Genomic DNA, 19826 nt, shown 5'->3' with positions numbered 1-19826 from the left:
TGGCGACGCCTGTTCCCTCCGCGAAAGAGCGCCATAGATCAAGGTCCATGGGCTCGGACTGGCTACACTGGGCGCAACACGAAACCCAGAGGTGCCCCATGCGCGTCCTGTTGTTCAGCAGCCAGCACTACGACCAGGAAAGCTTCGACCAGGCTGCCGGAAACCATGGCCTGGAGCTACATTACCAGTCCGCCCGCCTGACCTTGGATACCGCGCCGCTGGCCAACGGCTTCGCGGTGGTCTGTGCCTTCATCAATGACGAGCTGGACGCGCCGGTGCTCGAACGCCTGGCCGCAGGCGGTACTCGCCTGATCGCCCTGCGCTCGGCCGGCTACAACCATGTCGACCTGGCCGCCGCTCGGCGCCTGGGGCTGGCGGTGGTGCGGGTGCCGGCCTATTCGCCCCACGCCGTGGCCGAACATGCCGTGGCCCTGATCCTGGCCCTCAACCGCCGCCTGCACCGGGCCTACAACCGCACCCGCGAAGGTGACTTCACCTTGCATGGGCTGACCGGCTTCGACCTGCATGGCAAAACCGTGGGGGTCATCGGCACTGGCCAGATCGGCGAAGCCTTCGCCCGCATCATGGCGGGGTTCGGCTGCCAGCTGCTCGCCTACGACCCCACGCCCAACCCGGCGCTGCTGGCCTTGGGAGCGCGTTACCTGCCGCTGCCCGAACTGCTGCGCCAAGCGCGGATCATCAGCCTGCACTGCCCGCTGACCGAGCAGACACGCCACCTGATCAACGCGCAAAGCCTTGCGCAACTGCAACCCGGCGCCATGCTGATCAACACCGGGCGCGGCGCGCTGGTCGACACCCCAGCCCTGGTCGACGCGCTCAAGAGCGGCCAGCTGGGCTATCTGGGCCTGGACGTCTATGAAGAGGAGGCCCAGCTGTTCTTCGAGGACCGTTCCGACCTGCCGCTGCAAGATGATGTGCTGGCCCGGCTGCTGACCTTCCCCAACGTGATCGTCACCGCGCACCAGGCGTTTCTTACCCGCGAAGCCCTGGATGCCATCGCCGCCACCACCCTGGACAATATCGTCCGCTGGGCGGCAGGCGATGCGCAGAATCTGGTCATGGGTTAGTGCTAGGATACGCGGCAATTCTGGAGGACCCATGGTCGAACACGATTTCCGCTACACCCTATTCAACCCGCAACACACGCTGATCGAATGCCGCGCCCTGGTGCCCGGCCGCTACCAGGTCACCGGCAACGGTGGCTCGATGCACAAGGACGATGTCCTGCTGGTGACCCTCAAGGGCAGCAAGGACCTGTCCATGCGCCTGACCGTGGAAAGCGTGCGCCACCTGATCAACCCTCGCGGCCAGTGGGTCGCCGTCGCCAGCGGCCCAGTGTTCAACGAGCTGGAGATTCTCAACTGGCAGGTCAAGTGCGACGCTTGCCAGGCCCAACTGGACTTCGAATTCGCCGTGGACGCCAAGCTCGGCAAGAAGGCGCGTCAACCGGCGGCCAGCGCCCGTATCGCCGAACTGGGCTGGAGCAGCCAGGGCGAACGGCACCTGTGTCCGGCTTGCCAGGGGAGCGCGCAGTGAAACATCTGTTGAGCACCGCGCTGGCTGCCACCGCACTGGTGGGTTGTGCCTCCGAACCTTCGCCCCTGCAGCAGGAGCGCGGCTATGTGCTGGAGTGGATCGGCGAACGTCCACTGATCGACTACAGCCACCTGACCCTGATTCTGGGCGAGGACGGCCGCGCCTATGGCAATGCCGGCTGCAACCATTGGTTCGCGCCCTATACCCTGGAAGGCGATCGCATCAGCTTCGGCAAGGTCGGCAAGACCCGCAAGCTGTGCGCACCGGCGCTGATGGACCAGGAAAAACGCTTCCTGCAGGCGCTGGAGACCGTGCAGCGCTGGGACGTCTCGCCGATCGAGCAGATCCGCTTCTGGCCGGCCGTGGGCAAGCCGCTGCGGTTCTGGCCTGAGGAAGGCTGAAATGATCGGGGGCGCTTCGCGCCCCTTTCGCGGCACAAGGCGCTCCTACACGCCTCGCGCCAGCTTGTAGGAGCGGCCTTGTGCCGCGATGGGCTGCAAAGCAGCCCCGGAATCGATCAGGCGCCGCCCTTGAGCGCCTTGATCTTGGCCTGCAGCCCTTCGAGGGTCTGCTCGCCCATCAACTGCTCGCGTACCTTGCCCTTGTCGTCGATGATGTAGGTCACCGGCAGCGCCTCGCTGCGCGGCAGCTCGTAGCGCTCGGCCGGGTCCTGGGCGAGCACGGTGAAGGCGATGCCGAGGGTATCGGCCGCCTGCTTGAGGTCCTGCCCCTGCAGCCCGTCGAAGTTGACCCCCACCACCTTGATGCCCTGGGCCTCCCACTGCTTGGCCGCCGCGTTGAGCTCGGGGATTTCCGTGCGGCACGGGCCGCACCACTCGGCCCAGTAGTTGAGCACCACCCAGTGCCCATCGATCTGCTCGGCCTTTACCGTATTGCCGTGCTGGTCCACGCCGTAATCCGCACCGCAACCGCCGAGCAACAGGCTCGCAGTGATGGCCAGTACAGCTGCCAAACGCCTTGCCATGGGTCAATCCTTCTAGAAGATTCAAGCAAACTACACAGTCGCTGCGGTTAGAATAGCCGCCACACCCAGCTGGATGCGACCCGTCATGACTGATCTGACCCTCTATCATAACCCGCGCTGCTCGAAATCCCGCGGCGCCCTGGAACTGCTCGAAGCACGCGGCCTGGCCCCGACCATCGTGCGCTACCTGGAGACCCCGCCGGACACCGCCACGCTCAAGGCCCTGCTCGGCAAGCTGGGCATCGCCCCGCGCCAGCTGCTGCGTACCGGTGAGGATGAATACAAGGCCCTGGACCTGGCCAACCCGGCACTGACCGACGCGCAGCTGATCGAGGCCATGGCCCAGCACCCGAAACTGATCGAACGGCCGATCCTGGTCGTCGGCGACAGGGCCGTGATCGGCCGCCCGCCTGAGAAAGTGCTGGAGATCCTGCCGTGAGCGAACCCTACGTCCTGGTTCTCTACTACAGCCGCCATGGCTCGACCAGCGAGATGGCCCGGCATATCGCCCGCGGTGTCGAGATGGCCGGCCTGGAGGCGCGCCTGCGTACCGTGCCGGCGATTTCCACCGAGTGCGAAGCCGTGGCGCCGGACATCCCGGCCAGCGGCGCGCTCTATGCCACCCTGGACGATCTGCGCCATTGCGCGGGCCTGGCCATGGGCAGCCCGACACGCTTCGGCAACATGGCCGCGCCGCTGAAGTACTTCCTAGACGGCACCAGCAGCCTGTGGCTGGGCGGCGAGCTGGTCGGCAAGCCGGCAGCGGTGTTCACCTCCACCGCGAGCCTGCACGGCGGCCAGGAAACCACCCTGCTGTCGATGATGCTGCCGCTGATGCACCACGGCATGCTGGTGCTGGGCCTGCCCTACAGCGAGTCGGCGTTGCTCGAAACCCGTGGCGGCGGCACGCCTTATGGCGCCAGCCATCATGCAGGTGCCGATGGCAAGCGTGAGCTCGACCCGCATGAGATCGCCTTGTGCCGCGCGCTCGGCCAACGCCTGGCGAACACCGCCAAAGCCTTGGAGGCCGCGCGTGGCTAAAAAGCCTAAGGTGTTGCCGCCACTGGAGTGGCTGGCTCCGCGTCTGCGCCTGACGCGAGCATCGAGCCTGGCCTTCTTCTTCGGCCTGATCGCCCTGTTGGTGGTGAACAACCTGTGGTTCGCCGACCTCCACGGGGCGCGGGTCGAGGTGATCCTGGCGATCGAACTGGTGCCGCTGCTCGTGTTGCTGCCAGGCATGCTGATGGGCGGCGCCCGGGCGCATGCCTGGACCTGCTTCGTGGTGAATCTCTATTTCATCAAAGGCGTACTGGCGGCGTTCGACCCGGCGCGAGCAGTGTTCGGCTGGATCGAGGTGCTGGTGAGCCTGGGGCTGTTCGTCAGTGCGCTGCTGTATGTGCGCTGGAAGTTCCAGCATGAGCGGCGGCTGGCCGGCGAGGGGCTTTGAGCGCTAGGGTTGCCGCGCAGCCCAATCGCGGGACAAGCCCGCTCCCACAGGGGGGCTGCGTGACCTCAACGCTGTGGGGCTCAATGGTTGACGGTATGCGCCAGCATCACCGACAGCTGGCACAGCGGTCGCCCGCTTTCTGCATGCCATTGATTGAAGGCCTGCTGCACCAATGCCAGGTCGCGTTGGCTGGTGGGCTGCTTGTCGATCACCCCCTGGGCGATCAAGGCCGCGCTCATGTCATCGGTGGGGATGAAGGTGTCCTTGCCGACCATGCGCAGGAAGCGCGGTGCCGACAGCCCACCTAGCTGGTTACCGTGCTTGGCCAGGTACTTCCACAAGCCGACGATGTCGGTCACCGGCCAGTCGGCGATGAATGCGCCGAAACTGCCGTGCACCTTCTCGATGTCGAGGATCATCTGCGCATTGCGCGGCACGCTCTTGAGCTTGCCCAGGTGGCGAATGATCCGTTCGTCCTGCATCAGCCGCTCCAGGTGTTCGGCGCCCATCAGCACCACCTTCTGCGGCTCGAAGCCGAAGAACACCTGCTCGAACGCGGGCCACTTGGCATCCACCAGGCTGTGCTTGAGCCCGGCGCGGAATACGCGCAGGGCCAGCGTCGACAGGTAGCGGTCATCGCCGATGTCGCGCAGTTGCGCAGGGGTACGCGGCTGCGGCAGGAAGGCTTCGAGGGCCTGGGCCGAGCCGAAGCGGTTCAGGCAGTATTCATGCAGCCACTGGTAGTCACGCATGGGTCAGATATTCAGCACGTCGAGAAAACGCGGGGTGGCGCTCTCGTCGATCTTCAGGCTGGTGAAATCGAACAGGTTGCGGTCGGCCAGTTGCGACGGCGCCACATTCTGCAGGGCCCGGAAGATGTTCTCGGTGCGGCCCGGGTGCTTGCGCTCCCATTCCAGCAGCATTTCCTTGACCACCTGGCGCTGCAGGTTCTCCTGGGAGCCGCACAGGTTGCACGGGATGATCGGGAATTCCTTCATGTCCGAGTAGGCCTGGATGTCCTTCTCGCTGCAGTAGGCCAGCGGGCGGATGACCACGTTGCGGCCGTCGTCGGCGCGCAGCTTCGGCGGCATGCCCTTGAGCGAGCCGTTGAAGAACATGTTGAGGAAGAAGGTCTCGACGATGTCGTCGCGATGGTGCCCCAGGGCCATCTTGGTGGCGCCGATCTCGTCGGCGAAGGTATAGAGCGTGCCACGGCGCAGGCGCGAGCACAGCGAGCAGGTGGTCTTGCCTTCGGGGATCAGTTCCTTGACCACCGAGTAGGTGTCCTTTTCGACGATGTGGTACTCGATGCCCAGGGTCTTGAGGTAGGCCGGCAGCACATGCTCGGGGAAGCCTGGCTGCTTCTGGTCCATGTTCACCGCGACGATCTCGAACTTGATCGGCGCCACCTTCTGCAGGTGCAACAGAACGTCGAGCATGGTGTAGCTGTCCTTGCCGCCGGACAGACAGACCATGACCTTGTCGCCATCCTCGATCATGTTGTAGTCGGTGATGGCTTCGCCGGCGAGACGACGCAGGCGTTTTTGCAGTTTGTTCTGGTTGACCGAGAGGGTGCCCATAGCGCTTGGATCCGCGAGGTGTGACAAAAGCGGGCTATTTTACGCACAAACCGAGCACAGGCGTAGGCCATTCCGATAAAGAATCAAGGGCGCGCCTGACAGCGCAATTTGCTCTAAAAAGCCGGTTTTTTGCCGGCAACGGCTTCCTATACTCCCTGATAAGGCCACACGACCGCTTGCATCGGTGTCCAGGCCTCGGGCCGCAAGCGCTCCATTTGGGGGGCGTTTGACAACGACGATAGGAGTGACCGGCATGATCCATCACGTTCTGGGGCTGTTTACCCACCCTGACCAGGAGTGGAAGGAGATCCGTGGCGAGGACGAAAGCATCAGCCACATGTACCTGACCCATACGCTGATACTGGCAGCGATCCCTGCCGTGTCGGCCTTCATCGGCACCACCCAGGTCGGCTGGGTCATCGGCGATCGACCGGCGGTGATGCTGACCATGGAAAGCGCGCTATGGATGAGCATCATGTCCTACCTGGCGATGCTCGCCGGCGTCGCAGTGATGGGCGCCTTCATCCACTGGATGGCCCGTACCTACGATGCCACGCCGTCCATGGCGCAGTGCGTGGCCTTTGCCACCTATACCGCCACCCCGCTGTTCATCGGCGGCCTGGCGGCGCTCTACCCGCACCTCTGGCTGGGCATGCTGGTGGGCACGGCGGCCATTTGCTACACGGTCTACCTGCTCTACGTCGGCCTGCCAACCTTCATGAACATCCCCACCGACGAAGGCTTCCTGTTCTCCAGTTCCGTACTGGCGGTGGGCCTGGTGGTGTTGGTGGCGATCATGGCCGCCACGGTGATCATCTGGGGGCTGGGTGTGGGGCCTGTCTATACCAATTAGAGACATTGCGACACAGGAGCATGACCAGGGGCCGCCATCGAGGCGGCCTCTGGCTGTGCGCTGACCGGTGGCTCGGCAGGCATGGGGCGCTTGCGGCATAATGCCCCGGCCAGGAGAACCACCCCGCCATGCCCGAGCTGCTCAAACAACGCGTCGAAACCTGTTACCAGCAAGCCGAAGCCTTCTTCAGACGCCCCTTCCCCCGCCCGGAAGTCAGCTTCAAGCTGCGCGGCCAGAAGGCCGGCGTCGCCCATCTGCACGAGAACCTGCTGCGCTTCAACCTGCAGCTGTATCGCGAGAACCAGGAAGACTTCCTGCGCCAGACCGTTGCCCATGAGGTCGCGCACCTGGTCGCGCACCAAGTGTTCGGCGACCGCATCCAGGCCCATGGCGAGGAATGGCAGTTGATCATGCGCGGGGTCTACGAGCTGCCGCCCAACCGGTGCCACAACTATGAAGTGCAGCGGCGGGTGGTGACACGCTATATCTACCGTTGCCCGTGCCCGGAAAGCGATTTCCCGTTCACGGCCCAGCGGCACAAGCTGGTGCGCCAGGGGCGGCGGTACCTGTGTCGGCGGTGCCGGGAGATATTGGTGTACAGCGGCGAGACGCGCGTCGAATGAACCACCTCTATCGCGGGGCGAGCACAGCCAGACACAGACATGAAAAAGGCGACCCGAAGGTCGCCTTTTCAGTTCATGCCTGGATCAACGTGCCGGGCCTTCTGCCACGCCCAGGTCATCGAGCGGGCGGCTTTCGACCAGCGGTGCACCGCCAGAGGCCAGCTCGGTCTGCAGCTGGTCGGTGTCCAGTTCGTTGACCCACTTGGCCACGACCACAGTGGCCACGGCGTTGCCGATCAGGTTGGTCAGGGCGCGGGCCTCGGACATGAAGCGGTCGATACCCAGGATCAGCGCCAGGCCTGCAACCGGCAGGTGGCCCACCGCCGACAAGGTAGCGGCCAGAACGATGAAGCCGGAACCGGTGACGCCCGCAGCGCCCTTGGAGGCAATCAGCAGCACCAGCAGCAGGGTGATCTGGTGGGTGATGTCCATGGTGGTGTCGGTCGCCTGGGCGATGAACACAGCAGCCATGGTCAGGTAGATCGAGGTGCCGTCCAGGTTGAACGAGTAGCCGGTCGGAATCACCAGGCCCACCACGGACTTCTTCGCACCCAGGCGTTCCATCTTGGCCAGCATGCGTGGCAGCGCCGACTCCGAGGAGGACGTGCCGAGCACGATCATCAGTTCTTCACGGATGTAGCGGATCAGCTTGAGTACGCTGAAGCCGTGGAAGCGGCAGATGCTGCCCAGTACCACCAGGATGAACAGCAGGCAGGTGACATAGAAGCAGATCATCAGGTAGCTCAGCTGCACCAGCGAGCCCACGCCGTACTGGCCGATGGTGAAGGCCATGGCGCCGAAGGCACCGATCGGGGCCAGCTTCATGATCATGTTGATGATGTTGAACATGACATGGGCGAAGCGGTCGATCAGGTCCAGTACCGGCTTGCCGTAGCTGCCCAGGCGGTGCAGGGCAAAGCCGAACAGCACGGAGAACATCAGCACCTGCAGGATGTCGCCGTTGGCGAAGGCGCCGACCACGGTGTTGGGGATGATGTTGAGCAGGAAGCCGACGGTGGTCTGCTGCGCGCCGGCGGCGGCATACGCGGCCACGCTGCTGGCGTTCAGGGTGCTGACGTCGACGTGCATGCCGGCGCCCGGCTGGACCACGTTGACCACCACCAGGCCGATGATCAGGGCGATGGTGGAGACGATTTCAAAATACAGGAGTGCGTAGCCGCCGGTCTTGCCGACCGACTTCATGCTCTGCATGCCAGCGATGCCGCTGACGACGGTACAGAAGATGATCGGGGCGATGACCATTTTGATCAGTTTGACGAATCCGTCACCCAGGGGTTTGAGGGCGACGCCGGTTTCCGGGTAATAGTGACCGAGCAGGATACCGATGGTGATGGCGACCAACACCTGGATATACAGCGATTTGTACAGCGGCTGACGTGTCGTCATGGCTCAATTTCCTCAAGTGTGCCAAGCCCACCCTTCCCAGGGTGTTGCGGCACCTAAAGCGCGAACCCTCCTGCACCTGGAGGGATTTGTCGTTGTGGTCGAGCTGCCTGGGCAGGCCGATGCCAGGTCAATAGCAAGGCCGATGCCAAAGTGCTCGCAATGGGTGCAGGGGCCGTGTTTCAGGGCTTTTTATGCCCAAGGATCGGGCAGTCGCGCAGGAGAACGCTGGCGGATTTCCGCCCGCTGGCGGGTTTGGAACGCGGGAGATGGCGGGAATCCGCCCGGCGGGTGTTGCCTTTATCGCGGGACAAGCCCGCTCCTGCAAGGGCACTGCCAACCCTATGGGAGCGGCGGTTCGGCTTGCACCGCGATGCAGGCGACACTCAGTCCAGATGGAAGACGATTCGGAAGGCCGCGCCGCCCAAGGGCGAATCGTCCAGGCTCAGCTCGGCGTCGTAGCTGTCGATGATGTCCTTGACCACCGCAAGGCCGATGCCCTGTCCCGGGTGCTGGCGGTCGAGCCGCTCGCCCCGCTGGAGAATGCGCTCACGCTGGCCAGCCGGCACACCGGGGCCGTCGTCCTCGACGCACAACGTCAGTTGCCCAGGTGCCTGCTGCAGGCTCACCCGCACCAGGCCGAGGCTCAGGCGGTAGGCGTTTTCCAGCAGGTTGCCGAACAATTCCAGCGCAGCCCCTTGCTCCATCGGCAGCCAGGCACGCTCGGGAATGTCCAGGGTGACCGCCACGCGCTTGTCGCGATAGACCTTGTCCAACGTGCTGCACAGGCTGTCGAGCACCGGCCGCAGTTGCACCCGGTGACGCACCAGACCGCTCTTGCGCAGGCTGGCACGCTGCAGCTGGTAGTCGATCTGCTGGCTCATGCGCTCGATCTGGCTTTGCAGCACCCGCGCCTGCTCGCGCTCGCTGTTGCCCTGCCCGAGGCTCTCGCCGACCCCCTGCAACACCGCCAGCGGGGTCTTGAGGCTGTGCGCCAGATCATCCAGCGAGTCGCGGTAGCGTTGGCGCTGCTCGCGCTCACTGCGCAGCAGGCGGTTGAGCGAGCCGGTCAGGCGCAACAGCTCCCGGGGGTGTTCGCGGCTCAGGCCATCACGCGCGCCGGCCTCTACTTCGTCCAACTCCACGCTCAGCTGGCGCAGCGAACGCAGACCCCAGGTCAGGCCGGCCCAGAGCAGCAGCATCAGCACCAGCAGCGCGGCGCCAAAGCCCAGGTAGAGTTTTTCCTGCAGGCCATCGAGGGTCTGCTGGTAGTCGCGCACCGGTTGCAGGGCGACGATACTGTAGGCCGCGCTCTTGCCGCCGAGCAGCTTGATCTCCACGTCATAGACGAAGTACTCCTCGCCATCGTCCTGGCGGATGCGGTCGAATTCGTTGCCGCGCCCGTCGTAGCGTGGGTGGTAGTTGATGTGTTGTTCGGAGGTCGCGCGCGAACGCCACACCAGGGTGCCGTCACGGTCGAAGATGTAGCCACGCAAGCCGGTATAGGGCAGGTTGTAGCGCTCGTCGGGCAGCAGCTCGGGCATCTGCAGTTGGCCATTCTCGATGCGCGCCGCAGAGATGAGGGTGGTGACATCCGAGGCCAGGCGCTGCTCGATCGACTCCTGCAAGGCCAGGCTGAAGGCCTTCTGCAAGGCCGGCAACAGGGCCAGCATGAACAGCAGGGCCAGCAGCGCCGCCGCCAGCATCAGGCGCAGGCGCAGCGAGCGGATCATCGGCAACGCTCGGTGAACAGGTAGCCCAGGCCGCGCACCGTATCGATGGGCTTGAAGCCCCGGTCGCCCTCGAGCTTGCGCCGCAGGCGGCCGACCAGTACTTCGATGACGTTGGGGTCACGTTCCTCGTCATCGGGGTAGAGCTGCTCCATCAGCCGGTCCTTGGCCACCACCTGCTGGTGATGACGCATGAGGTATTCGAGGATGCGGTATTCATAGGCGGTCAGGGCCAGCGGTTGCTCACCCAGCGTCGCCTGCTTGCGGTTGAGGTCCAGCACCAGCGGGCCGGCTGAGATCGTCGACTGGGTGAAGCCGCTGGAGCGCCGCAGCAAGGCGTTGAGGCGCGCCTCCAGCTCTTCGAACTGGAACGGCTTGACCACATAGTCGTCGGCGCCGGCGGCCAGGCCCTCGACCTTGTCCTGCCAGTTGCCGCGCGCGGTGAGGATCAGGATCGGGAAGCGCTTGCCCTGGCTGCGCAGCTGGCGGATCAGGTCCAACCCGCTCATGCCCGGCAGGCCCAGGTCGACTACGGCCAGGTCGTGGTTGTATTGCTCGGCCTGGTACAGCGCTTCCTCGGCATTGGCCACCGCCTCGACCACGTGCCCGCTTTCGCCCAGGCGCGTGTACAGGTGGTGACGCAGCAGCGCTTCGTCCTCGACCACCAGCAATTTCATGTCACTCTCCTTGCTTCATTGCCTGACAGCCCCTATCGCGGGACAAGCCCGCTCCCACAAGATCAACGACGATTCCTGTGGGAGCGGGCTTGTCCCGTGTCAGGGCCGGCACAGCATACCAGTGAATGTCCGAGCCCCAGCCAAGTCAGAAGGTGTAGTTGGCTGACAGGTAAGTCTGGGCGCTGCTGGTCAAGCGCAGGGCGCCGGCCTTGGGTGCGCCGTGCTCGGCCAGTTCGGTGCTGGCATTGCTGCGCAGGTAACGGTAGCCCAGTTCCACCGAGGCGTTGTCGGTGATCTGCTGCAGCACGCCGGCCTGTAAGCCCACCGCATAGCCCAGGTCGGTGTCGCGGCTGTAGCCCGTGGATTCCTGGGTCAGCTTGGTCAGGCCCAGGCTCGCGCCGCCGAACAGCTTGGTGGTGTCGCCGACCGGCAGGAACCTGTCGTAGCTGCCCAGCAGGTTTTCCTGGCGCAGCTTGATACCGCTGTGGTCGCCCGAGACGTTGTCATAGGTCATGTAGTAGCGGGCATCGTCGTTGATCTTGCCCAGGCGCACGCCCCAGGTGCTGTCCTTGCCGATGATACCGTCGGTGTTCAGATGACCGGTGTTACGTTGCAGCAGGCCGGACTTGCGCACCTTGTCGCTGGTCTGGCCGTAGGTCAGGCTGGCGAAGGTGTCGTCTGCGGCGTGGGCGGTGAGGCTGGCGGCGCAAACGGCCATGGCGACCATCAGGGTGTTGAGTGCTTTCATGGGTTTGGTACTCCAGTTGGATGCGTTGTTTCGGTCTGGGGGCTAGAGTAGGGAGGGCGCCCTGAACCGCCGCTGAACCCTGGCTGAACCCTGGCTGAACGAGCCCGTTCTTTGCCTAAATAAGGAGGTACCGACCATGCGCTCCCTGCTTGCCCTGGCCTTGTTATGCAGCGCCACCTTCGCCCAGGCGGCGGTGCAGACCCGCGAAATCCCCTACCAGGATGCCGACGGCCAGCGCCTGGTGGGCTACTACGCCTATGACGATACGCTCGATGGCAAGCGCCCGGGCATCATCGTGGTGCATGAATGGTGGGGGTTGAACGATTACGCCAAGCGCCGCGCCCGGGACCTGGCGGCCCTCGGCTACAGCGCCCTGGCCATCGACATGTACGGCGATGGCAAGAGCACCGAACACCCTCAGGATGCCCAGGCGTTCATGGCCGCCGCGATGAAAGGCCCCAAGGCTGCGGCCCGGCGCTTCGATGCAGGCCTCGAGTTGCTTGCCCTGCAACCTTACACGGACAAGGACAAGCTGGCCGCTGTCGGCTACTGCTTCGGCGGCAAGGTGGTGCTCGACGCCGCCCGGCGCGGCGAGCCCCTGGCCGCAGTGGTGAGCTTCCACGGGGCATTGGCGACCCAGGCTCCGGCGACACCTGGCAGTGTCAAGGCCAAGGTACTGGTCGAACATGGCGCGGCCGACAGCATGGTCACCGAGCAGCAGGTGGAGGCGTTCAAGAAGGAAATGGACGCGGCGGGAGCGAGCTTCGAGTTCGTCAGCATTCCCGGCGCCAAGCATGGATTCACCAACCCCGACGCTGACCGGTTGAGCCATGGCGGGCATGGGGGGCCGGATATCGGCTACAGCAAGTCGGCCGATGAGAGTTCGTGGGCGGATATGCAAGCATTCTTGAAGAAAGTGTTCGACTGAGGATTGCCGGGGCCGCTTGGCGGCCCTTTCGCGGCACAAGGCCGCTCCTACGGGTACAGCGTCACGCCATTCCCTGTAGGAGCGGCCTTGTGCCGCGAAAGGGCTGCAAAGCAGCCCAAAAATGACCGAGCGCTGGCACAATAGCCACCATGACCAGACTTCCCACTTGCTGTACTCCACTCCAACACCACTGGCCTCTGCCCCGCCCGGTCCCTGGGGCGGTGTTGGTCAGTTGCACCTTCGACCCCACCCGCCTGGCCGCAGACGATTTCCAGCGTGCCGGTGTCGAGCAGAGCGCCAGCCTGCACCGCTCGGTGGCCAAGCGCCAGGCCGAATACCTGGCCGGCCGGGTCTGCGCCCGCGCCGCCCTGCAGCAGCTGGACGGACGCGACTACGTGCCGGGCACCCATGAGGACCGCTCGCCGATCTGGCCGACCGGCATCCACGGCTCGATCACCCACGGCAAGGGCTGGGCGGCGGCAGTGGTGGCTGCCGATGGCGATACCCAGGGCCTGGGCCTGGATCAGGAAACCCTGCTCGATGAAGCGCGCGCCGAACGGCTGGCGGGGGAAATCCTCACCCCGGCGGAGCTGCAGCGCCTGGATCGCAGTCAGCTCGGCCTGGCCGTGACCTTGACCTTCTCGCTCAAAGAGAGCCTGTTCAAGGCGCTCTACCCCTTGACCCGGCAGCGCTTCTATTTCGAACACGCCGAACTGCTGGCGTGGTCCGCCGACGGGCAGGCCCGGCTGCGCCTGCTCACCGACCTGTCGCCCCAGTGGCGCAGCGGCCAGGAGCTCGAAGGCCAGTTCAGCGTCCGCGATGGGGCATTGCTCAGCCTGATCAGCGTATAGGGTTCAGGACGGCGCCCGGGTGCTGGGCCAGCTAAGGCTGAAACAGGCCCCGCCCAGCGCCTGGCTGCGGCCCACCATCGCCCGCCCGCCATGCCAGTAGATGATCCGGCGCACGATCGACAGGCCCAGGCCATGCCCGCCCGAGGCCCGGGTGCGGCTGTCGTCCAGCCGGGTGAAAGGCGTGAAGATACGATCCCACACGCCCTCCGGAATCCCAGGCCCATCGTCCTCGACATCGATCCGGCAGCGCTCCTGGCCCAACTGGTAGCTCAGCCGCACCTGGCTTTCGGCGTGACGCATGGCATTGCCCACCAGGTTCTGCAGGGCTCGATGCAGGTAACGTGGTTCGGCATCGACCCAGGCTCCGTCCGCCTCGCCGCCCAAACACTCGCCACGCACCACCTTGACCTCGGCGCGCAGGGGCGAAAGCTCCTGGATCACCCGCGCCAGCAAGGCATCGAGATCCACCGCCTGGAACTTCAGTGCCGGCGTGCCCTGCTCCAGGCGGGCGTAGGTCAGCATCTCGTCGACCAGCTTGTCCAGGTCCTGGATATCGCTGTCCATGCCGGCCAGGTGCTTGGCCCTGGCCTGTTCGGTGCCGGCGCTCTCGATCATCTCCAGGCCGAAGCGCAGGCGCGCCACAGGTGTGCGCAACTCGTGGGAGACCGCCCGCACCAGCTCGCGCTGCATGGTCAACGACCGCTGCAGGTGCTCGGCCATGCCGTTGAAGGCTTCGGCCAGCCGCCCCACCGAGTCGGCATCGCCGGCCGGCACGCGGGTGTCCAGGCTACCCTGGGCCAGGCGCGTGGCGGCGACTTCGAGCCCCGACAGGCGCCGCTCCAGCTGACGCACCAGCAGGTACACCACCAGACCGATCAGGCACAGGCCAAGGAAGGCAATGAGGATCAACAGCTGTGGCGGATATGGGTTGAGCTGGTACAACGGCCCGATTTCCAACACCCAGGGCGACCCGGTCAACCCCGAGAAGACACGCACCGAATCGCCATCCCTGCCCAGCGCCATCACCGTATCGCCCTCCTCCACCCGCCGCCGCTGGTCATCGTCCAAGCCGACCCGCTCCAGCCGTTGCAGGGCGACATTGAAGCCGAAGCCTTTGCTTTCCTTCAGTTCGGCCAGGCGCCGTTGCTGCTCGGTCACCGGGTAGCGCACCAGCTCGTCCGCCAGCAGGTAAAGGGTGGCGCGAGCGAGCTGTTCGCTGACCTGCTTGACCTCGGCCACCAACAACTGCGCCTCGTTGCCGATCTGGCGCAGCACCCGCACCGCGTGGGCGCCGGTTTTCTCCACCACCACCAGCCCACGGCGCAGCCGCGCGCGCTGGCTGCCGTCGAGGGTGAAAGCCGATGTTGGCTGCAGCTCCAGCGGCACGCCGAGCAAACGCTCCCAGATCAGTAGCGAGCGCTTACGCTCCACCGGGTCCTGCACGGCCAGGTTGTCGGCCATCAGGCTGAACGTGCCCTGCGCCAGCCGCTCGCGGTGTTGCTCGGCACGTACCTGGTTGACCAGGTGCAGGCTGAGCACGCCGAGTATCGCCACCAGCACCAGCACGGCCAGCATCCCGCCATAGATGCGCAGGAAGATCGAGTTCATGGCGCCCCGCCTTGGGCGGCCTCGCCGACGAACAGGTAGCCCTTGCTGCGCAGGGTCTTGATCAGCCGGGGATGAATCGGGTCGTCCCCGATCTTGGGACGGATCTTGGATATGCGCACATCGATGGAACGGTCCTGGCCGTCATAGCCGACGCCGCGCAGGGAGGTGAAGATCTCCTCGCGCGACAGCACCCGGCCGGCGTTGCTGGCGAGCAGCCAGAGCAGGTCGAACTCGGCGCTGGTCAGGTCGATCGCCTGCTCGCTCAGCCAGGCTTCGCGCAGGCGGCTGTCGATACGCAAGGCGCCGAAGGCCAGCGCCTGGCGCTTGGCCTCCGGCGCCTCACTGCGCCGCAACAGGGCGGTGATACGCGCCAGCAGCACGCGTGGGCGCACAGGCTTGCAGACATAGTCGTCGGCCCCCATGTCCAGGCCCTGCACCTGGTCGAGCTCATCGCTGCGCGCGGTGAGCATCAGGATGGGGCCTGCATACTGGCCGCGCACACGCCGGCAGATGCTCAAGCCGTCTTCACCGGGCAGCATCAGGTCGAGGATCACCAGGTCAGGCTGGCTGTCGATGATGCGTCGCACGGCCCGACCGCCATCGCCTTCCACCGCAACCTCGTAGCCGTTGGCCTGCAGGTATTCGGCGGTGAGCTCCGCCAGGCGCTGGTCGTCCTCGACGATCAAAATCCGGTTGCTGGGCTGGTCCATGAGTCGCCTGTGCTGTTTATTCTTGTTCTGGTGCTGCCGATGGCTTGGCGGTGTCCGCGTCACCAAAAGGCAACAATGCCTGCCGATACTACGTGCCGCACCCGGCCCTGCCAACCATGCCAAGGCGCCGGTCGGAGGGCCTGGATCGGCGTGCTTTTCGTGATAGGGTTCGCACCCGAAAAAATCTGCGATGGGGCATCGGGACGCAGAAAAAAAGTGAAGACCAGCTAGGACAAGGCCTACAGCGCATACCCACGGATCACACACAAAGTACGCACAACTTATCCACAGACGCTCGCCTTGCAAAGGCCCCAATACCGCATTATCTTGTATCCCCATCGCAGCGAACCACTAGATATTGGGTTTGACTCACTATCGCCAACACCAGTCGGCACAGAAATTCAAGCGATTTTTCTGGCTGAACTTAACGTGGTTTCACCAGCAAACCGCTCCAGCGGAAGCATTGAGAGCAACAGCTTTGGCCCCAGCGCCAACAGCATTTGACTTCGGCCAGGGAGCGGCAGGTTATTGCCCCTTATTCCTGAGTCTGTCCCGAAGTCGGTACGCCCGAGCGGGCGGACGCGCGTGCATGTGCGTCCCCCACCCGGCACCAGGCTAGTGGATGGAACGGTGGGCGCCCAAAAGGCGCCTGAACATATAGAAACTGTGGAGACACCCACCCATGCAAACCGACACAACTCGCGAGAACCCGCAGGCGAAGGTGCCGCAGGCCGCCGATTCGAACCAGGATCTGGCTGCTACGGCTCCAGGCCAACTGCGCGTGATCAAGCGCAACGGCACTGTCGTTCCCTACACCGACGACAAGATCACCGTTGCCATCACCAAGGCGTTCCTCGCAGTTGAAGGCGGCACGGCCGCTGCCTCGTCGCGCATCCATGACACCGTCGCGCGCCTGACCGAGCAGGTCACCGCGACCTTCAAGCGCCGCATGCCGTCGGGTGGCACCATCCACATCGAAGAAATCCAGGACCAGGTCGAACTGGCCCTGATGCGCGCCGGCGAGCAGAAAGTCGCCCGCGACTATGTGATCTACCGTGAGCAACGTGCCAAGGAGCGCGCCACCCGCGCCCACACCGACGCCGTGGTCGAGCCGCACCCGAGCATCCGCATCACCCTGGCCGACGGCAGCCTGGCGCCGCTGGACATGGCGCGCCTGAACACCATCATCAGCGAAGCCTGCGAAGGCCTGGCCGAGGTCGACGGCGAGCTGATCCAGCGCGACACCCTGAAGAACCTGTACGACGGCGTGGCCATCAAGGACGTCAACACCGCCCTGGTGATGACCGCCCGTACCCTGGTCGAGCGCGAGCCGAACTACTCCTTCGTCACCGCCCGCCTGCTGATGGACACCCTGCGCGCCGAGGCGCTGGGCTTCCTGAACGTCGCCGACAGCGCCACCCACCACGAGATGGCCGAGCTGTACGCCAAGGCCCTGCCGGCCTACGTCGAGAAAGGCGTCGAGTTCGAGCTGCTGGACCCTGCACTGAAGGGCTACGACCTGGAGCGCATGGGCAAGGCCATCGACCACGAGCGTGACCAGCAATTCACCTACCTGGGCCTGCAGACCCTGTACGACCGTTACTTCATCCACAAGGATGGCGTGCGCTTCGAGCTGCCGCAGGTGTTCTTCATGCGCGTGGCCATGGGCCTTGCGCTGCAGGAGAAGGACAAGGAAGCCCGTGCGATCGAGTTCTACAACCTGCTGTCCTCGTTCGACTACATGGCCTCGACCCCGACCCTGTTCAACGCCGGTACCCTGCGTCCACAGCTGTCGAGCTGCTACCTGACCACCGTGCCGGACGACCTGTCGGGCATCTACAAGGCCATCCACGACAACGCCATGCTGTCGAAATTCGCCGGTGGCCTGGGCAACGACTGGACCCCGGTGCGTGCCCTGGGCTCGTACATCAAGGGCACCAACGGCAAGTCGCAGGGCGTCGTGCCGTTCCTGAAAGTGGTCAACGACACCGCCGTGGCGGTCAACCAGGGCGGCAAGCGCAAGGGCGCAGTCTGCGCCTACCTGGAAACCTGGCACCTGGACATCGAGGAATTCCTCGAGCTGCGCAAGAACACCGGTGACGACCGTCGCCGTACCCACGACATGAACACCGCCAACTGGATCCCGGACCTGTTCATGAAGCGTGTGTTCGACGACGGCAAGTGGACCCTGTTCTCGCCTTCGGAAGTGCCTGACCTGCACGATCTGACCGGCAAGGCCTTCGAAGAGCGCTACGAGTACTACGAAGCCCTGACCGAGTACAACAAGATCAAGGTGTTCAAAGTCGTCCAGGCCAAGGACCTGTGGCGCAAGATGCTGTCGATGCTGTTCGAGACCGGCCACCCGTGGCTGACCTTCAAGGACCCGTGCAACCTGCGCTCGCCGCAGCAGCACGTGGGCGTGGTCCACAGCTCGAACCTGTGCACCGAGATCACCCTGAACACCAACGCCGACGAAATCGCGGTGTGCAACCTGGGCTCGATCAACCTGCCGAACCACATCGTCGATGGCAAGCTCGATACCGCCAAGCTGGCGCGTACCGTCAAGACTGCCGTGCGCATGCTCGACAACGTGATCGACATCAACTACTACTCCGTGCCCCAGGCGCAGAACTCGAACTTCAAGCACCGCCCGGTCGGCCTGGGCATCATGGGCTTCCAGGACGCGCTGTACCTGCAGCACATCCCGTATGGCTCGGACGCTGCAGTCGAGTTCGCCGACAAGTCGATGGAGGCCGTCAGCTACTACGCCATCCAGGCATCCTGTGACCTGGCCGACGAGCGTGGCGCCTACCAGACCTTCGAAGGTTCGCTGTGGTCCAAGGGCATCCTGCCGCTGGACAGCCAGCAGATCCTGATCGAGGCCCGTGGCGCCAAGTACATCGACGTCAACCTGGAAGAGTCCCTGGACTGGGCGCCGATCCGCGAGCGCGTCAAGAAAGGCATCCGCAACTCGAACATCATGGCCATCGCGCCGACCGCGACCATCGCCAACATCACCGGCGTGTCGCAGTCGATCGAGCCGACGTACCAGAACCTGTACGTCAAGTCGAACCTGTCGGGCGAGTTCACTGTGATCAACCCGTACCTGGTCCGCGACCTGAAGGCCCGCGGCCTGTGGGACTCGGTCATGATCAACGACCTGAAGTACTACGACGGTTCGGTGCAGCAGATCGAGCGTATCCCGCAAGAGCTGAAGGACCTGTACGCCACCGCGTTCGAAGTCGAGACCAAGTGGATCGTCGATGCCGCCTCCCGTCGCCAGAAGTGGATCGACCAGGCCCAGTCGCTGAACCTGTACATCGCCGGCGCCTCGGGCAAGAAGCTGGACGTGACCTACCGCATGGCCTGGTACCGTGGTCTGAAGACCACCTACTACCTCCGTGCCCTGGCCGCCACCAGCACCGAGAAGTCGACCATCAACACCGGCAAGCTCAACGCCGTTTCCAGCGGCGGCGACAGCGCCCCGGTCCAGGCAGCGGGCCCGGCCCCGGTGCCGAAGGCCTGCGCGATCGACGAACCAGACTGCGAAGCCTGCCAGTAACACCCCATGCCGCGGGAGGCGCCTTCGGGCGCCCCTTGCGGCATTTTTGTATCCGCGTCATCGAGAGGTCGTGCCCCCTGCACACCTGTTTCGCCAAGGGATAAAACAGCCAGACCCGGTGCTCCCAGGCACCGGGCCTCTGTCCCAACACGGAAGACAAACGATGGCTCGGAAGAAAACAGTAGTACGCAAGATTGGCCGCAACGCCGAAACCGGCCGTTTCACCACGGTCGAAGAGGCGCGCCAGCATCCGAAGACGCATATCGTCCAGACGCTGCGCTACCGCTGCCACTAAGCCCTCGCCCGGGTGGTTCCGGCCTCCTGGGCGCGGCTTTTTGCCGCTCCCTCCCCCTGCGCAAAAACACAATATTTTGTGCCAAGTCAAAAATTCAGACACCACATCTGCGATTTTTCCGCTACACTTCTTCCCCGTGGAAACGACGCGTGATTCGTGAACGGATGCGCCCCACACCGGTCGAAAATTTACAGCAGGCCGGTTGAGCGTCGCTCCGATCGGTAGCGAATTCCGTTATACTTCGCCCCCCTCGAAAAAGGGTTTAGCC

21 protein-coding genes are annotated in these 19826 nt (G+C 64.5%); 12 read left to right on the top strand and 9 right to left on the bottom strand.

Annotation, left to right across the window (positions count from 1 at the left end):
* The first annotated feature begins 98 nt into the window (after window positions 1-98).
* Genes ACNFCI_RS21095 through ACNFCI_RS21085 form a run of 3 tightly spaced genes read left to right on the top strand, consistent with a single transcriptional unit; the run spans window position 99 to window position 1958 of the window.
* Window positions 99-1088, top strand: a complete 990-nt coding sequence (locus tag ACNFCI_RS21095) for a 2-hydroxyacid dehydrogenase (protein WP_368830145.1) — start codon at window positions 99-101, stop codon at window positions 1086-1088.
* A 31-nt stretch (window positions 1089-1119) separates the two neighbouring features.
* Complete coding sequence (locus ACNFCI_RS21090) at window positions 1120-1557, top strand: hypothetical protein (RefSeq protein ID WP_084858685.1); 438 nt, start codon at window positions 1120-1122, stop codon at window positions 1555-1557.
* On the top strand, window positions 1554-1958 hold the full coding sequence (locus ACNFCI_RS21085) for an META domain-containing protein (RefSeq protein WP_368830144.1): 405 nt from the start codon (window positions 1554-1556) through the stop codon (window positions 1956-1958). Before ACNFCI_RS21090 ends, ACNFCI_RS21085 begins: the two co-directional genes overlap by 4 nt.
* A 116-nt stretch (window positions 1959-2074) precedes the next feature.
* Here the strand turns inward: ACNFCI_RS21085 and ACNFCI_RS21080 are convergent, their stop codons facing one another.
* Window positions 2075-2542, bottom strand: a complete 468-nt coding sequence (locus ACNFCI_RS21080; protein ID WP_084858683.1) for a TlpA disulfide reductase family protein — start codon at window positions 2540-2542, stop codon at window positions 2075-2077.
* Between the two features lie 85 nt (window positions 2543-2627).
* Here ACNFCI_RS21080 and arsC point away from each other — a divergent pair, with 85 nt between their 5' ends.
* Genes arsC through ACNFCI_RS21065 form a run of 3 tightly spaced genes read left to right on the top strand, consistent with a single transcriptional unit; the run spans window position 2628 to window position 3989 of the window.
* The gene (gene arsC / locus ACNFCI_RS21075; RefSeq protein WP_084858682.1) at window positions 2628-2981 is read left to right on the top strand and encodes an arsenate reductase (glutaredoxin); all 354 of its coding nucleotides are present in this window, start codon (window positions 2628-2630) and stop codon (window positions 2979-2981) included.
* Window positions 2978-3583 (top strand): NAD(P)H:quinone oxidoreductase, encoded by a 606-nt coding sequence (gene wrbA, locus ACNFCI_RS21070; RefSeq protein WP_084858681.1) that lies wholly within the window; start codon window positions 2978-2980, stop codon window positions 3581-3583. The genes arsC and wrbA overlap by 4 nt, the downstream gene beginning before the upstream one ends.
* A complete protein-coding gene (locus ACNFCI_RS21065; RefSeq protein ID WP_084858680.1) occupies window positions 3576-3989 on the top strand; it encodes a DUF2069 domain-containing protein in 414 nt (137 codons plus the stop codon). The genes wrbA and ACNFCI_RS21065 overlap by 8 nt, the downstream gene beginning before the upstream one ends.
* Window positions 3990-4069: 80 nt before the next feature.
* On the opposite strand, the gene ACNFCI_RS21060 is transcribed toward ACNFCI_RS21065, so the two are convergent.
* Together ACNFCI_RS21060 and ttcA are read right to left on the bottom strand one after the other, a co-directional pair.
* Window positions 4070-4741 (bottom strand): DNA-3-methyladenine glycosylase I, encoded by a 672-nt coding sequence (locus ACNFCI_RS21060; RefSeq protein WP_084858679.1) that lies wholly within the window; start codon window positions 4739-4741, stop codon window positions 4070-4072.
* 3 nt (window positions 4742-4744) lie between these two features.
* Window positions 4745-5569, bottom strand: coding sequence for a tRNA 2-thiocytidine(32) synthetase TtcA (gene ttcA, locus ACNFCI_RS21055; protein WP_084858678.1), 825 nt, complete (start codon window positions 5567-5569; stop codon window positions 4745-4747).
* A gap of 253 nt (window positions 5570-5822) precedes the next feature.
* Here ttcA and ACNFCI_RS21050 point away from each other — a divergent pair, with 253 nt between their 5' ends.
* Both ACNFCI_RS21050 and ACNFCI_RS21045 read left to right on the top strand, forming a co-directional pair.
* Window positions 5823-6422 carry a Yip1 family protein gene (locus tag ACNFCI_RS21050; RefSeq protein ID WP_070091748.1) on the top strand — a complete coding sequence of 200 codons (600 nt, stop codon included), beginning with the start codon at window positions 5823-5825 and terminating at the stop codon, window positions 6420-6422.
* A 128-nt stretch (window positions 6423-6550) separates the two neighbouring features.
* A complete protein-coding gene (locus ACNFCI_RS21045) occupies window positions 6551-7045 on the top strand; it encodes a SprT family zinc-dependent metalloprotease (protein WP_368830143.1) in 495 nt (164 codons plus the stop codon).
* Window positions 7046-7129: 84 nt separating this feature from the next.
* On the opposite strand, the gene ACNFCI_RS21040 is transcribed toward ACNFCI_RS21045, so the two are convergent.
* The 4 genes from ACNFCI_RS21040 to ACNFCI_RS21025 all read right to left on the bottom strand — a co-directional run bounded on the left by ACNFCI_RS21040 (window position 7130) and on the right by ACNFCI_RS21025 (window position 11604).
* Window positions 7130-8452: a dicarboxylate/amino acid:cation symporter gene (locus ACNFCI_RS21040; protein ID WP_084858676.1), complete on the bottom strand. Its 1323-nt coding sequence runs from the start codon at window positions 8450-8452 to the stop codon at window positions 7130-7132.
* A gap of 383 nt (window positions 8453-8835) precedes the next feature.
* Entirely contained in the window at window positions 8836-10182 is a 1347-nt protein-coding gene (locus ACNFCI_RS21035; RefSeq protein ID WP_084858675.1) for an ATP-binding protein, read from the bottom strand.
* Window positions 10179-10856, bottom strand: coding sequence for a response regulator (locus ACNFCI_RS21030; RefSeq protein WP_084858674.1), 678 nt, complete (start codon window positions 10854-10856; stop codon window positions 10179-10181). The genes ACNFCI_RS21035 and ACNFCI_RS21030 overlap by 4 nt, the downstream gene beginning before the upstream one ends.
* Window positions 10857-11001: 145 nt before the next feature.
* On the bottom strand, window positions 11002-11604 hold the full coding sequence (locus tag ACNFCI_RS21025; protein ID WP_084858673.1) for an outer membrane beta-barrel protein: 603 nt from the start codon (window positions 11602-11604) through the stop codon (window positions 11002-11004).
* A 136-nt stretch (window positions 11605-11740) separates the two neighbouring features.
* On the opposite strand from ACNFCI_RS21025, the gene ACNFCI_RS21020 reads away from it, so the two are divergent.
* Both ACNFCI_RS21020 and ACNFCI_RS21015 read left to right on the top strand, forming a co-directional pair.
* A complete protein-coding gene (locus tag ACNFCI_RS21020) occupies window positions 11741-12532 on the top strand; it encodes a dienelactone hydrolase family protein (RefSeq protein WP_416768168.1) in 792 nt (263 codons plus the stop codon).
* A 149-nt stretch (window positions 12533-12681) separates the two neighbouring features.
* On the top strand, window positions 12682-13383 hold the full coding sequence (locus ACNFCI_RS21015) for a 4'-phosphopantetheinyl transferase (RefSeq protein ID WP_368830141.1): 702 nt from the start codon (window positions 12682-12684) through the stop codon (window positions 13381-13383).
* A 3-nt stretch (window positions 13384-13386) separates the two neighbouring features.
* On the opposite strand, the gene ACNFCI_RS21010 is transcribed toward ACNFCI_RS21015, so the two are convergent.
* Window positions 13387-14991, bottom strand: a complete 1605-nt coding sequence (locus ACNFCI_RS21010; protein ID WP_368830140.1) for an ATP-binding protein — start codon at window positions 14989-14991, stop codon at window positions 13387-13389.
* Window positions 14988-15701, bottom strand: coding sequence for a response regulator transcription factor (locus ACNFCI_RS21005; RefSeq protein ID WP_084858669.1), 714 nt, complete (start codon window positions 15699-15701; stop codon window positions 14988-14990). The genes ACNFCI_RS21010 and ACNFCI_RS21005 overlap by 4 nt, the downstream gene beginning before the upstream one ends.
* A 682-nt stretch (window positions 15702-16383) precedes the next feature.
* Here ACNFCI_RS21005 and ACNFCI_RS21000 point away from each other — a divergent pair.
* Both ACNFCI_RS21000 and ACNFCI_RS20995 read left to right on the top strand, forming a co-directional pair.
* Entirely contained in the window at window positions 16384-19263 is a 2880-nt protein-coding gene (locus ACNFCI_RS21000; protein ID WP_084858668.1) for a ribonucleoside-diphosphate reductase subunit alpha, read from the top strand.
* 163 nt (window positions 19264-19426) lie between these two features.
* The gene (locus tag ACNFCI_RS20995; protein ID WP_263498521.1) at window positions 19427-19558 is read left to right on the top strand and encodes a hypothetical protein; all 132 of its coding nucleotides are present in this window, start codon (window positions 19427-19429) and stop codon (window positions 19556-19558) included.
* Window positions 19559-19826: the final 268 nt, after the last annotated feature.

The sequence above is a fragment of the Pseudomonas sp. NY15356 genome, from assembly GCF_048068175.1.
GTDB lineage: Bacteria > Pseudomonadota > Gammaproteobacteria > Pseudomonadales > Pseudomonadaceae > Aquipseudomonas > Aquipseudomonas putida_K.
This window is presented reverse-complemented; position numbering and strand designations above follow the sequence as displayed.

Bases quoted from the DNA above. Each gene is read 5' to 3' on its own strand.
- ACNFCI_RS21095 (WP_368830145.1), top strand. From the start codon at position 99: ATGCGCGTCCTGTTGTTCAGCAGCCAGCACTACGACCAGGAAAGCTTC.
- ACNFCI_RS21090 (WP_084858685.1), top strand. From the start codon at position 1,120: ATGGTCGAACACGATTTCCGCTACACCCTATTCAACCCGCAACACACG.
- ACNFCI_RS21080 (WP_084858683.1), bottom strand. From the start codon at position 2,542: ATGGCAAGGCGTTTGGCAGCTGTACTGGCCATCACTGCGAGCCTGTTG.
- arsC (WP_084858682.1), top strand. From the start codon at position 2,628: ATGACTGATCTGACCCTCTATCATAACCCGCGCTGCTCGAAATCCCGC.
- ACNFCI_RS21060 (WP_084858679.1), bottom strand. From the start codon at position 4,741: ATGCGTGACTACCAGTGGCTGCATGAATACTGCCTGAACCGCTTCGGC.
- ttcA (WP_084858678.1), bottom strand. From the start codon at position 5,569: ATGGGCACCCTCTCGGTCAACCAGAACAAACTGCAAAAACGCCTGCGT.
- ACNFCI_RS21050 (WP_070091748.1), top strand. From the start codon at position 5,823: ATGATCCATCACGTTCTGGGGCTGTTTACCCACCCTGACCAGGAGTGG.
- ACNFCI_RS21045 (WP_368830143.1), top strand. From the start codon at position 6,551: ATGCCCGAGCTGCTCAAACAACGCGTCGAAACCTGTTACCAGCAAGCC.
- ACNFCI_RS21040 (WP_084858676.1), bottom strand. From the start codon at position 8,452: ATGACGACACGTCAGCCGCTGTACAAATCGCTGTATATCCAGGTGTTG.
- ACNFCI_RS21035 (WP_084858675.1), bottom strand. From the start codon at position 10,182: ATGATCCGCTCGCTGCGCCTGCGCCTGATGCTGGCGGCGGCGCTGCTG.
- ACNFCI_RS21030 (WP_084858674.1), bottom strand. From the start codon at position 10,856: ATGAAATTGCTGGTGGTCGAGGACGAAGCGCTGCTGCGTCACCACCTG.
- ACNFCI_RS21025 (WP_084858673.1), bottom strand. From the start codon at position 11,604: ATGAAAGCACTCAACACCCTGATGGTCGCCATGGCCGTTTGCGCCGCC.
- ACNFCI_RS21020 (WP_416768168.1), top strand. From the start codon at position 11,741: ATGCGCTCCCTGCTTGCCCTGGCCTTGTTATGCAGCGCCACCTTCGCC.
- ACNFCI_RS21015 (WP_368830141.1), top strand. From the start codon at position 12,682: ATGACCAGACTTCCCACTTGCTGTACTCCACTCCAACACCACTGGCCT.
- ACNFCI_RS21010 (WP_368830140.1), bottom strand. From the start codon at position 14,991: ATGAACTCGATCTTCCTGCGCATCTATGGCGGGATGCTGGCCGTGCTG.
- ACNFCI_RS21005 (WP_084858669.1), bottom strand. From the start codon at position 15,701: ATGGACCAGCCCAGCAACCGGATTTTGATCGTCGAGGACGACCAGCGC.
- ACNFCI_RS21000 (WP_084858668.1), top strand. From the start codon at position 16,384: ATGCAAACCGACACAACTCGCGAGAACCCGCAGGCGAAGGTGCCGCAG.
- ACNFCI_RS20995 (WP_263498521.1), top strand. From the start codon at position 19,427: ATGGCTCGGAAGAAAACAGTAGTACGCAAGATTGGCCGCAACGCCGAA.